At 62.7% G+C, this 12,445-nt stretch carries 12 protein-coding genes; 5 read left to right on the top strand and 7 right to left on the bottom strand.

Annotation, left to right across the window (positions count from 1 at the left end; translation table 11 throughout):
• Positions 1-47 precede the first annotated feature (47 nt).
• Positions 48-833 (bottom strand): TerC family protein, encoded by a 786-nt coding sequence (locus tag TM49_RS08430; RefSeq protein WP_045680515.1) that lies wholly within the window; start codon positions 831-833, stop codon positions 48-50.
• Positions 834-1,159: 326 nt separating this feature from the next.
• On the opposite strand from TM49_RS08430, the gene TM49_RS08425 reads away from it, so the two are divergent.
• Positions 1,160-2,287, top strand: coding sequence for an HlyD family secretion protein (locus TM49_RS08425; RefSeq protein WP_045680513.1), 1,128 nt, complete (start codon positions 1,160-1,162; stop codon positions 2,285-2,287).
• Between the two features lie 61 nt (positions 2,288-2,348).
• Positions 2,349-3,923 carry a DHA2 family efflux MFS transporter permease subunit gene (locus TM49_RS08420; RefSeq protein ID WP_045680511.1) on the top strand — a complete coding sequence of 525 codons (1,575 nt, stop codon included), beginning with the start codon at positions 2,349-2,351 and terminating at the stop codon, positions 3,921-3,923.
• 7 nt (positions 3,924-3,930) lie between these two features.
• On the opposite strand, the gene TM49_RS08415 is transcribed toward TM49_RS08420, so the two are convergent.
• The 4 genes from TM49_RS08415 to TM49_RS08400 form a co-directional block, all read right to left on the bottom strand.
• Positions 3,931-4,629 carry a TetR/AcrR family transcriptional regulator gene (locus TM49_RS08415; protein ID WP_052699771.1) on the bottom strand — a complete coding sequence of 233 codons (699 nt, stop codon included), beginning with the start codon at positions 4,627-4,629 and terminating at the stop codon, positions 3,931-3,933.
• Positions 4,630-4,835: 206 nt separating this feature from the next.
• Complete coding sequence (locus TM49_RS08410; protein ID WP_045680509.1) at positions 4,836-5,828, bottom strand: Hsp33 family molecular chaperone; 993 nt, start codon at positions 5,826-5,828, stop codon at positions 4,836-4,838.
• A 31-nt stretch (positions 5,829-5,859) separates the two neighbouring features.
• The gene (gene argF / locus TM49_RS08405) at positions 5,860-6,783 is read right to left on the bottom strand and encodes an ornithine carbamoyltransferase (RefSeq protein WP_045680506.1); all 924 of its coding nucleotides are present in this window, start codon (positions 6,781-6,783) and stop codon (positions 5,860-5,862) included.
• 30 nt (positions 6,784-6,813) lie between these two features.
• Positions 6,814-8,001 carry an aspartate aminotransferase family protein gene (locus TM49_RS08400; protein ID WP_045680504.1) on the bottom strand — a complete coding sequence of 396 codons (1,188 nt, stop codon included), beginning with the start codon at positions 7,999-8,001 and terminating at the stop codon, positions 6,814-6,816.
• Between TM49_RS08400 and TM49_RS23630 the strand changes: the two genes are divergently transcribed.
• On the top strand, positions 8,000-8,140 hold the full coding sequence (locus TM49_RS23630; RefSeq protein ID WP_158498619.1) for a hypothetical protein: 141 nt from the start codon (positions 8,000-8,002) through the stop codon (positions 8,138-8,140). The genes TM49_RS08400 and TM49_RS23630 overlap by 2 nt on opposite strands.
• A gap of 243 nt (positions 8,141-8,383) precedes the next feature.
• Complete coding sequence (locus TM49_RS08395; RefSeq protein WP_045680502.1) at positions 8,384-8,947, top strand: GcrA family cell cycle regulator; 564 nt, start codon at positions 8,384-8,386, stop codon at positions 8,945-8,947.
• 113 nt (positions 8,948-9,060) lie between these two features.
• Here TM49_RS08395 and TM49_RS08390 read toward each other — a convergent pair whose 3' ends face one another.
• Together TM49_RS08390 and odc2 are read right to left on the bottom strand one after the other, a co-directional pair.
• Entirely contained in the window at positions 9,061-9,651 is a 591-nt protein-coding gene (locus TM49_RS08390) for a GNAT family N-acetyltransferase (RefSeq protein WP_045680500.1), read from the bottom strand.
• 116 nt (positions 9,652-9,767) lie between these two features.
• The gene (gene odc2, locus TM49_RS08385; RefSeq protein ID WP_045680497.1) at positions 9,768-10,901 is read right to left on the bottom strand and encodes an ornithine/lysine decarboxylase; all 1,134 of its coding nucleotides are present in this window, start codon (positions 10,899-10,901) and stop codon (positions 9,768-9,770) included.
• Between the two features lie 531 nt (positions 10,902-11,432).
• Between odc2 and TM49_RS08380 the strand changes: the two genes are divergently transcribed.
• Positions 11,433-12,353 carry a LysR family transcriptional regulator gene (locus TM49_RS08380; RefSeq protein WP_045680496.1) on the top strand — a complete coding sequence of 307 codons (921 nt, stop codon included), beginning with the start codon at positions 11,433-11,435 and terminating at the stop codon, positions 12,351-12,353.
• Positions 12,354-12,445: the final 92 nt, after the last annotated feature.

Here is a 12,445-nt window from a genome sequence, read left to right as displayed (position 1 = left end):
GCCATATTCAACCCTTTCCGTCAAGCCATACGGCCGCGACGGCAGGCTCAATGCCGGGTTTCGGCAGCCGGCGCACCCGCATCGTCGCCGCGCGCGGCACGGTCCAGCCGGCGCTTGCGGCGCGCCAGCATGTTGAGCGCCTCCACGAGGCCGGAAAACGCCATGGCGGCATAGACATATCCCTTCGGCACATGGAAGCCGAGGCCGTCCGCAATCAGCGTCATGCCGATCATCAGCAGGAAGGAAAGCGCCAGCATGACAATGGTCGGGTTGGCCTCGATGAAACGGGCAAGCGGGCCGGACGCGATCAGCATCAGCGTCACGGCGACGATAACGGCAATCACCATGATCGGCAGATGATCGGTCATGCCGACGGCGGTGATGATGCTGTCGATGGAAAAGACCAGATCAAGCAGCAGGATCTGGAGGATCGCGGCGGTAAAACCGGTCTTCACCGCGCCGCCGACCATTTCGCCGGGATGCTCCTGCGGGTCGACATTGTGATGGATCTCGCGGGTCGCCTTCCACACTAGAAACAGGCCACCGGCGATCAGGATCACGTCTTTCCAGGAGAAGCCATGGCCGAAGGCGGAAAACAGCGGCTCGGTCAACTGCACGATCCAGGCCACCGTTCCCAGCAGGACAAGCCGCAACACCAGTGCGAGGCCAAGGCCGATCCGGCGTGCCGCCTGCCGCCGTTCTTCCGGCAGCTTGTTGGTGAGGATCGAGATGAAGACGAGGTTGTCGATGCCGAGCACGACCTCCATGATGATCAGCGTCACCAGGGCGGCCCAGGCTTCCGGCTCGCCGGCCAGCGCAAGAATGTCGGTCAAATTGGCCTCCCTCTGCGCCCGGTTACCGACGGTCGGCGGCTTGATTTACCGGTCGCTGCTTCTAATATAAGAAAGGCCGTTGAGGATGGTTTGCCTGGTCGGCATCCCCGTCCGGTGCGGCCATCGCTTTATATATCTGCAAATCCATACCTCCGTCATCAACGTATTACCTGCATTCCGGTTCCGGTTCCGCCAGCTGACTTGACAGCGCGCCCGCCAAGGCGCATTAGCACCGCCTTAAATCGAACTCACCAGTTCGAATTGTTTTTTGCCCATTCAAGCCGCCCCGCTCCCAAAGGGTTTCGGCGCAGGAAAGGCCCTTAAGCATGAGCAACGAGACAGACGTCCACCCGGCCCCGCGCGAGCCCGAGAAGAAGTCAGGTGGCAGCATCCGCCCGATTGTTTTCTCTGTGATCGGTCTTGCCATCGTCGGCGCCGCCGGATGGTTCGGTTACCAGTGGTGGACCGAGGGCCGCTTCATCGTCTCGACCGACGATGCCTATGTCGAAGGCGATATCGCAACGATCTCGCCCAAGGTTTCGGGCTATGTCGAAAGCGTGGCGGTTGAGAACAACCAGAAGGTCAACAAGGGCGACCTGCTGGTCAGCATTGACGATGGCGACTATCAGAATGCGCTTGCCCAGGCCGAAGCGCAGCTCAATGCCCAGAATGTCGCGCTGAAGGCGACCGAAGCCCAGATCGCCGGCGCCAAGGCATCGCTGTCGCAGGCGAAGGCCAACCGCACCGCGCTGGACCCGCAGATCGACAACGCCAAGAGCGCCCTGCAGCGCGCCGAGACGCTGAAGGAAAAAGGTGCCGCCACCGTCGCCGCCTATGACGATGCCAGGGCAGCGCTCGACCAGCTGAAGGCGCAGGTGGAAGCCGCCAACGCAGCCATCGAGGTCGCCAAGTCGAACATCACCACCGCCCAGGCCCAGCTCGCCCAGCAGCAGGCAGCGCTGAAAGAGCAGCAGCTTGCCATCGAAATGGCCAAGCGCAACCTCGCCTTCACCGAAATCCGGGCCCCGTTCGACGGCATCTTCGGCAACAAGAATGTTCAGGTCGGCGATCTCGTCGCCTCCGGCACCCGGCTCGGCGCGCTGGTGCCGACCGCCAATCTCTATGTCGTTGCCAACTTCAAGGAGACCGACCTCGACAGGCTCGGTGTCGGCGAAAAGGTGCGCGTCAGTGTCGATGCCTTCGCCGAGGACGACTTCACGGGAACGGTGGAATCCTTCTCGCCTGCCTCGGGCGCCGTCTTCGCCCTGCTGCCGCCGCAGAATGCCACCGGCAACTTCACCAAGGTGGTGCAGCGTATTCCCGTGCGCATCTCGATCCCCGATGACGTGCTCGCCAAGGACTATCTGAAGGCCGGGCTTTCGGTGACCGCCGCTGCCGACAGCCGCACCGCGCCGGACGGCACGCTCGGCCAGGTGGTCGCAGACAACCGCTGATTTCCGCTGCGGGCGACCTCGCCGCCGCCCGCAGACCCGATGCCAACCGGACAGACCCGCCATGACCGATACCGCCGAAAGCACCGCGCAAAGCGTGCCGTCCGACCATGTCAGCCTGCGCACGTGGATTGCGTTCGTTGTCATGGCATTCGGCATGTTCATGGCGATCCTCGACATCCAGATCGTCGCCTCGGCACTGACCGACATTCAGGCGGGCATTTCGGCGAGCGCGGATGAAATCGCCTGGGTGCAGACTTCGTACCTCATCGCCGAGGTCATCATGATCCCGCTGTCGGGCATTCTGGCGCGGATCTTCTCGACCCGCGTGGTCTTCGCCGTCTCGGCGGCCGCCTTCACCGCCTGCAGCGCGCTCTGCGCCACGGCGACCAGCATCGACCAGATGATCGTCTATCGCGCCCTGCAGGGCTTCATGTCGGGCGGCATGGTGCCAGCGGTGTTCGCCGTGGCCTTCGTGGCGTTTCCGCCGTCGAAGCGCTCGACCGTCATTCCTGTCGTCGGCCTCGTCGCAACGCTTGCCCCAACGATCGGCCCGACCGTCGGCGGCTATCTTGTCGATGCGTTTTCCTGGCACTGGCTGTTCCTGATCAACGTCATCCCGGGCATTGTGGTGGCCATCAGCGCCTGGTTCCTGATCAATTTCGACGAACCGGACCTCTCGCTGCTGAAACATTTCGACTGGCTCGGCCTCGCGTCGATGGCGGTCTTCCTGGGCTCGCTCGAATATTTCCTCGAGGAAGGCAACATCGAGGGCTGGTTCCAGGCCGATGTCATCCGCTATGCCTTCGTGGCGATGATCGGCGGCGCCGTCATCTTCTTCTACCGCGCCTTCACCTCCCCATCTCCGGTGGTCGATCTTCGCGCCTTCGGCAACTTCAACTTCGCCGTCGGCTCGATCTTCTCGTTTTCGCTCGGCATCGGGCTTTATGGCCTCGTCTACCTGTTCCCGCTCTACATGGCCCGCATCCGCGGTTATGACGCGCTGATGATCGGCGAGACGATGTTCGTCACCGGCGCCTTCATGATGGCGACCGCACCGGTTGCCGGCATCCTGCAGAACAAGCTCGACCCGCGGGTGATGATGGGGATAGGGCTGGCGCTGTTTTCGCTCTGCACCTGGCAGATGACCCATATCACCGCTGACTGGGACTACTGGGAGCTGTTCTGGCCGCAGGCCGGCCGTGGCGTGGCGCTGATGATCTCGATGATCCCGGTATCGAACATCGCGCTCGGCACCCTGCCGCCGCAGGACGTGAAGAACGCCTCGGGCCTCTTCAACCTGACGCGAAATCTCGGCGGCGCCGTCGGGCTTGCGATCATCAACACCCTGCTCAGCCGCCGCGACGACTTTCATTTCGACCGCCTGGCCGCAAGCCTGAACGCTGCAAGCGTCACTACCCAGGAATGGGTCGACTCGCTGAGCTCGCTCTATTCGAGCCACGGCCTTGATGGCGAGAAGGGCGCGATGTCGCAGCTCAACCAGATCGTCGGCCAGCAGGCCTGGCTGCTCGCCTTCATCGACGTCTTCGTGCTGCTGACGGTGCTGTTCGCCTTCCTCAGCCTCTGCGTCGTGCTGGTGCGCAAACCGAAGGCCGGCGCCGGCGGCGGTGGCCACTGATACCAGTTCAAGCTGACGGAGAAGCGCTCTCGCTTGTGCCATAGCGGCAGAGAAACAGCGTGATGGACTCGTTCGCCATGGCCTCTACCATCTCGGGCGGCGGCTCGTCGGCCATCAGGCCGAACAGCCGCATCTTCCACAGATGGCCAGTGCAGAGTTCCAGAAGCTGGGTCGCGGCGATGCGCGGGTCTTCTGCCTGGAGCTCGCCACGTTCGGCGCGGGCGACGATAAAGTCGCTCACTGTGTCGATCAGGTTTTCAGGGTGATTGCCAAAGAACGAGCGGACCAGTTCGGGGAAGCGCTCGGCGACACCGATGGCGATCCGCATTGCCTTGATGGTCTCGTCGCAGGTCATGCCGGTGCCAAGCCCGATCGCGAAGCGCTTGAGGATATCCTCGGCCGGCCCCTCCGCCGCCAGCGCGTCGCGCAGATTCTCAAATATCCGCTGCTTGGCCTCGAGAATGATCGTCTGGAAGAGCTCGCCCTTGTTTTCGAAATAGACGTAGATCGTGCCCTTGGAAACACCGGCCGCTTTGGTGATGTCGTTCATGCTCGCGGCATCGAAGCCGACATTCATGAACACCTGCCGTGCGCCCTCCAGGATCTGCGCGCGCTTGATCGGGTCCTCGCCGGCCGCATGTCGACCGAAGCGCTGGATTGGACAACAGTCCGAGCCAAAACCCGATTTTCGCTTGCCAAATGCCAAAGGCGCCGCTCCTGTTTCAGGCGACCGCGACCGGCGCGATCTCCCTTCACGATTCATGAAAAGTGCCGAAGGCGAAACTACATCCGCTTCCGTCACAAGACCCGGCTTTGTCGCCCGGCCACCCTTCCTGAATACGCGTGCGAACCCGCCAGTTCAACGGTTTTGTTGAACCAACGGGTTCGATAAGTCGTTTGATGAACGGCCGATCAGGCCTTCTTCACTTCGTCCGGCGTGTACTCGTAGGCCGTCGAGCAGAACTCGCAGGTGACCGTGATCTTGCCGTCCTCGGCCGTGCTCTCGTCGATCTCCTCGGCGGTGAAGCCCTTGAGCACGCCAAGAATGCGGTCGCGAGAGCAGCTGCAGCGATCATAAACGGCCTGCGCCGGATAGACCCTGACGCCACGCTCGTGAAACAGGCGATAAAGCAGACGCTCGGCGCCCACTTCGGGATCGGTCATCTCGTCGAGATCGATGGTCTCGACCAGCGCCCGCGCCTCGTTCCAGGCGTCATCGACATCGTGCGAAAGTTCGCCGTCATCGCCGTCGCCGCCCGGAAGGTCCGGCTGGCGCATGCGCTCCGGCTCCTGCGGGAGGAACTGCGCGACCAGACCGCCCGCCCGCCAGCTCTCGCGCCGCTCGCCGTTGTCATCGCGGTCGAACAGCTTGGCGACGCCAAGGCGCACCGCTGTCGGGATCTGCTCCGACTGGCGGAAATAGGTCGTGGCGATGTCCTCGAGCGAACTGCCGTCGAGCTGCACGATGCCCTGGTAGGGCTGCATGTAGCTTCCCTGGTCGATGGTGAAGGCGAGAATGCCGGCGCCGAGAAGTTGCTCCGGCTCGGTGCGACCTTCCACGACAGCGGCCTCAAGCGCCTCTGCGTCGAAGCGGGCATAGCCGCGCAATGCGTCGGGCGTGGCGAAATCGGCGACAAGAAGGTCGACCGCGCCGTCGCTCTTGGTCTGGACGGTGAACTTGCCCTCGAATTTCAGCGACGTACCGATCAGCGCCGTCAGCACCACGACCTCGGCCAAGAGCCGGGCGACAGGTTCGGGATAATCATGACGCGACAGAATGGTATCGAGCAGCGGTCCGAGCTGGACCGTGCGGCCGCGCACATCGAGCGCGTCCACCTGGAAAGGCACAACCATGTCGTCTCCGGCGAAACCGAGTTCGCCGAGCTGGCTTTCAATATCCTGCATTGTTTTTACTCCTTGCCTGGCAAGGCAAGCCTCAGTCGAAAGCGCCGAGGCACCAGGCCAGAACGGATTTCTGTGCGTGAAGCCGGTTTTCGGCCTCATCGAAAACAACTGATTGCGGTCCGTCAATAACCTCGTCGGTCACTTCTTCGCCGCGGTGTGCGGGCAGGCAATGCATGAACACCGCATCGTCCTTTGCCCGCTTCATGAGATCGGCGTTGACCTGGTAGGGCTGGAACACGTTGTGGCCGCGCGCCTTGTGTTCCTGGTTCATCGACACCCATGTATCGGTGACCACGCAGTCAACGCCCTCGACGGCCTCATCTGCGCTGTCGAAGAAACGCACTTCGGCCCCTTCCTTGCGCGCCCAGTCGACGAAGCGGGCATCTGGCTCGGAACCTTCCGGCACGGCGATGTTCATCTGGTAGGAGAACCGCGCAGCACCCTCGATGAAGGAATGCAGCACGTTGTTGCCGTCGCCGGTCCAGGCGATCGTCTTGCCTGCGACCGGGCCATTATGCTCCTCGAAGGTCTGCAGATCGGCCATGATCTGGCAGGGATGGGTCGCATCCGTCAGGCCGTTGATCACCGGCACGGTGGCGTATTCGGCAAGCTCCAGCAGCCGGTCGTGATCGGTGGTGCGGATCATGATCGCATCGACGTAACGCGAGAGCACCCGCGCCGTGTCGCCGATGGTTTCGGCGCGGCCGAGCTGCATGTCCTTGCCGGAGAGCACCAGCGTCTCGCCGCCAAGCTGGCGCATGCCGACATCGAAGGAGACCCGCGTGCGCGTCGACGGCTTCTCGAAGATCATAGCCAGCACCTTGCCGGCAAGCGGCTTGTCTGCCGTTCCGGCCTTCTGGGCCGACTTTCGCACCGCCGCGTCATCCAGAATGCCGCGCAGCGCGGTCTTGGAAACGGCGGAGAGATCGAGAAAATGCCTCGGACTGGTGGACATGGAACTACTCTTTCAGAAACGTCATGCGGTCTATGCGGCGGAGGCGCTGATCTTTTCAGCGGCGCGGCCAAGTCGCGCAAGGCCCTCGCGCACCTCTTCGGCCGAAACCGTCAGTGGCGGCAGCAGCCGGATGACATTGTCGCCGGCGGGAACCGAGAGAAGCTTCTCCTCGCGCATGGCAATGGCAAGCTGCGCTGCAGGCACCTTCGCCTTGATACCAAGCATCAGGCCTTCGCCGCGGATATCCTCGATAACACCGGGGAAGCGGTCCTTGAGCTCGGCAAGCCCCTGACGGAAGATCAGGCTCATCGACTTCACATGGTCAAGGAAGCCGTCCTCCAGAACGATGTCGAGCACGGCATTGCCGACCGCCATGGCGAGCGGATTGCCGCCGAAGGTCGTGCCGTGAACGCCCGGAACCATGCCGGAGGCCGCCTCTTCGGTGGCGAGACAGGCTGCGACCGGAAAACCGCCGCCGATCCCCTTGGCGATCGCCATGATATCCGGCGTCACGCCGGTCTGCTCGTGGGCAAACAGCGTGCCGGTCCGGCCGACGCCGGTCTGCACTTCATCGAAAATCAGCAGCAGGCCATGCTCGTCGCAAAGCTTGCGCATCTCCTGCAGAAACGCCTTTTCAACCGTGCGCACACCGCCCTCGCCCTGTATCGGCTCGATCAGCAGGGCCGCGGTTGTTTCCGAAATGGTTTCCTTCAGCAGCGCGACATCACCCGCCGGGATCTGGACGAAGCCCGGAGCCTTCGGACCGAAGCCCTCCATATATTTCGCTTGGCCGCCGGCCGCGATGGTCGCCAGCGTCCGGCCATGGAAGGCCCCTTCGAAGGTGATGATGTCGATCCGCTCCGGATGCCCCTTGCTGTACTGGTAGCGCCGCGCGGTCTTGATCGCCGTCTCCAGCGCCTCGGCACCGGAATTGTTGAAGAATGCCTTGTCCGCGAAGGTCACGGCGGTCAGCCGGTCGGCCAGCCTCTCCTGTCCTGCGACCTGGTAGAGGTTCGAGACGTGCCAGAGCTTTTCAGCCTGGGCCTTCAGCGCCTCGACCAGATGCGGATGCGCGTGGCCAAGCGAATTGACGGCGACGCCCGCTGCAAAGTCCAGGTATCGTTCGCCCTTGTCGGTGACAAGCCACACGCCCTCGCCGCGCTCGAAGGTGAGCGGTATTCTGGCAAAAGTGTTGTAGAGAGACGATGCTCCGGACATGACGGTTGAACTCCGACGGGTTTTGGATGGCGGCTTTCGTGGTGGTTTCGCCGCTTCAGAAATTAAAAATGCCGCCATGATGGCGGCGGCGGCTCTTATATTGTCATGTCCGCTTCCAATGTCAATAAATGCAGCGTGAGACCGGCAATGCCGGCTCGACACCGCAGAAAAATGACAAATGCATCAAGTTGGGGAAAACCGCGAAAATGGATTCCGCCGATTCGCGCCAACCTTGCCACGATACCGCCATGGGCCTACCTTAGCACCAACACAAGACTGCAAGCGGCGGGTCCCGATCACCCTAACTGGTGGCATATTGCCGCTCCGGACATGTTCCGGGGCTTGGTATCGGATTCCGCCCAGCAACCTGCGGAGACAATGGATGAGCTGGACAGACGAGCGCGTCGAAAAACTCAAACAACTCTGGTCCGAGGGCCTGAGCGCGAGCCAGATCGCGACACAGCTCGGCGGCGTCAGCCGCAATGCGGTGATCGGCAAGGTGCACCGCCTCGCGCTTCCCGGCCGCGCGAAGAGCGGGACGCCCGCCACCGCTTCGGCCACCCGCCCCACCAATCGCAACACGACGCCGCCACGCGCCCCGAACTTCGCTTCGCGCGCCGCCGGCCGCACCCAGCCGAGCGCACCCCCGCCGCAGGCAACGCCGAGCGCACCGCGCACGGCCGGCGCGACGGCGCTGAAGCAGGAAACGGTGATCGAGGCCGAGGCCGCTCCGGCACCCCAGGCCAAGGCCGGCGTCGTCGTTCCGATCATGCGGAAGATCGCGCTGACCGAATTGACGGAACGCACCTGCAAGTGGCCGGTCGGCGACCCGACCGCCGACGATTTCTTTTTCTGCGGCTGCGAAAGCCCGGAAAACTCGCCCTATTGCAGCTATCACGCCAAGCTTGCTTACCAGCCGGTAAGCGAACGTCGCCGCGCGAGCTGAGACGCAAGCGATCAACGATCAAAAAGACCCCCGCGGCGATGCCGGCGGGGGTCTTTTTTTTCGTGAAGGTCAGCTCCCAGTGCTTGCCTTCACGGATGGGGAAAGCCGCCGGCTCAGGCAGCGTTGCGCAGGCGGGGTGCGGTGAGCCGCGTCCCGGTGGCAACCAGCATACCGGCAGCGCCACCAAGCCAGCCTTTCTTCAACTCGAGGCCGAGGAAACGGCGACGCTCGAACGGGCCAGGCATGACGAGATGCTGCGCCTTGGCGGCAGAAAAGCCGAACCGCTCGTAATATTCCGGATCGCCGACCAGCAGGATCGCGCCATGGCCGCGCTTTGCGGCAGCCGAGATCGCAGCGCGCATCAGCGCCGAACCGACGCCCTTGCCGTTGGTGTCCGGATCGACGGCGAGCGGGCCGAGCAGCAGCGCGGGCACGCCGTGACCTTCGGCGTTGACGCCGGCATCGACATGCCACAGGCGCACCGTGCCGATAACGCGGCCGGTCTCGTCACGCGCGACCAGCGCCAGGCCATCGGCCGGCAGCCGGTTGCGGCGGATCTTTTCCGACGACTTCTTCTTGCGCTTCGGCCCCATGGCGCGATCGAGCAGCGCTTCGCGGGCGATGACGTCGGACAGACCCTCCTCTTCGATGACGAAGGCAGGCGTGTGAAACAGGGAAACGATTTCCTGAAGTACCGGGGTCATCTCGGACAATCCCCAAAATTACGGTGCAGCAAAATGGCCGGGCGTCGCGCACCCGGTCGGTTTACCCCGATGCGGCGTTTTGTTCGCCGCATCGGTTTGCAGAAAGGAGAAAGTCCTCAGATAACGTAGGACTTCAGGGGCTCGAAGCCGTTGAAGGCGACCGATGCATAGGTCGTGGTGTAGGCACCAGTTCCCTCGATCAGAACTTCGTCGCCGATCGTCAGCGTGATCGGCAGCGGATACATGTTCTTCTCGTACATCACGTCGGCGCTGTCGCAGGTCGGGCCGGCCAGAACGCAGGGCTCCATCTCGTCTTCGTCACGCTCTGTGCGGATCGGGTAGCGGATGGCCTCGTCCATGGTTTCGGCGAGACCGCCGAACTTGCCGATATCGAGGAAGACCCATCGGTGCTTGTCCTCATCCGACTTCTTCGAGATCAGGATGACTTCCGACTTGATGACACCGGCGTTGCCGACCATGCCGCGGCCCGGCTCGATGATCGTGCGCGGAAGCTGGTTGCCGAAATGGCGGGACAGCGCCGCGAAGATCGCCTGGCCATAGGCTTCCGCCGTCGGCACGTCACGCAGGTACTTGGTCGGAAAACCACCACCCATGTTGACCATCTTCAGATGGATACCCTGCTTGGCAAGCTGGGCGAAGACGCGCTTGGCATCGCCAAGGGCAGCATCCCAGGCATCGACCTTGGTCATCTGCGAACCGACATGGAAGGAGACGCCGTAGCTCTCCAGACCGAGCTGGTGTGCATAGACCAGGACATCGACGGCCATCGGCGGGACGCAGCCGAACTTGCGCGACAGCGGCCATTCGGCACCTTCGCCATCGGTCAGAACCCGGCAGAAGACGCGGGCGCCGGGGGCGGCACGGGCAATCTTCTCGACTTCCTCGTGGCTGTCGACAGCAAAGAGGTTGACGCCGAGCACGTGAGCGCGCGCGATGTCACGCTCCTTCTTGATGGTGTTGCCGAAGGAGATGCGGTCGGAAGTCGCACCGGCTTCGAGCGCCATTTCGATTTCTGCGACGGACGCGCAATCGAAATTGGAGCCGAGGCTGGCAAGCAATTCGAGGATCTGCGGCGCCGGGTTGGCCTTGACGGCATAGAAGATGTCGCTGTTCGGCAGGGCGCGGCGGAAGGCAGTGTAATTGTCACGCACGACTTCGCGGTCGACAACGAGGCAAGGGCCATCGGGACGGCGGGTGCGGAAGAATTCGGCAATACGCTCGGTGGTCATCGTTCTAACCCCTTCTGAAGCATTCTGATCCGGTATTTCCGGATGACAAAGGGCGCATCGATCCGCGCACGATCCCGGCCGGTGGAGACCCCGGGGAACGATAGCGGCGAACGCTCAAGAATGAACCAGCCCTGAGAACAAGGTTGATCCGGCTTTGTCTGCCATGGATTGGTGGGGTAACCCGCCGCACTTCCGGCAATGATGGTATGTGCCTCTTTAGTACCCCGGGGATGGAAATCCGGGAGACACCAGAAAGGCCCGCACCGTCGTTGCTTCAAGATGTCCTCGCTTGACCGGTTGGCCGGGAAGCGACTGGAGGGGTTAGTTCCAGGTACCTTACCGTGACCCTCACCATTCGAGGGTTCGGCGGACACCCACAGGCACGCGCGACTTTGGGCAAGCGGAGAAATATGAAAATCTCACTTGGAAATCAAGTGGGTGTGGGCGAAAATCTCCCCTCTGGGACCGTCGTCATGCTATCTGTTTGACAAAACCCAATAATTTTTTCTCGGCAAGCCGACAGGAGCGTTCATGGACACTTTGACGAGGATGCGGGCCTTTATCGATGTGGTCGAGGCGGAAGGTTTTTCCGCCGCCGCGCGCAAGACCGGCCGCTCCAAGGCGTTGCTGTCGAAATATGTCCGGGAGCTCGAGGACGACCTCGGCGCACTGCTCCTCAACCGCACCACGCGGCAGTTCTCGCTCACCGAGGCCGGACAGATCTATCACCGCCGCGCGGCCGACATCCTGCTCGAGGTCGACAACCTCGCCGACTCCGTGCGCGCCAATAACACCGACCTCCGCGGCAAGCTGCGCATCTCCGTGCCCCGCACCTTCATCGACGCCCCGGTCGGACAGTCGCTGATCGACTTCGCCGCCGGCCACCAGGAAATCTCGCTCGAAATCGTGGCCGAGGATCGCTTCGTCGATCTGGTCGAGGAAGGCTATGATGTCGCCCTCAGGATCACGCGGCTCGAGGATTCGGCGATGATCGCCCGCAAGCTCGCCGACTTCTCAACGCTGATCTGCGCGTCGCCAGCATGGCTGGAAACGCTCGACACCCCGCTGAAGAGCCCGTCCGACCTCTCACACGTCCCTTTCCTGGTGGACACCAATCCGCGATCCCACGGCTCCGTCCGTTTCCAGAACCCCGAGGACGGTACAATCTATTCCGTGCCGATCCGCGGCCCGGTCACGGTCAACTCGCCCATAGCGACGATGCGCGGCGCGCTCTCCGGCCTTGGCGTCGCGATCCTGCCTGACTTCATCGCCCGCCAGGCGATTGCAGACGGCCGGCTCATCAGCCTGTTTGAAGAACACCTGCCGCCGCATTCGGGCATCTACGCGATCTACCCGCACCGCCGCTACCTGCCGACCAAGGTCAGAAGCTTCGTCGACTATCTGACGAAATGGTTCCGGGAAAACGATTGCGACGGCACGCAGGAGCACTGAGCGCCGAACCGGCGACTGTAATCAAAGCTTCATCTTTCATTCATCGGAATGTCGTCCGGAAAGAATAATTGCAGAGTGCCATCGCACTGCAA

Origin of the sequence: Martelella endophytica (assembly GCF_000960975.1) — a bacterium.
Lineage (GTDB): Bacteria > Pseudomonadota > Alphaproteobacteria > Rhizobiales > Rhizobiaceae > Martelella > Martelella endophytica.
The sequence above is the reverse complement of the archived record's forward strand: the minus strand, read 5'-3'. Positions and strand labels throughout refer to the sequence as shown.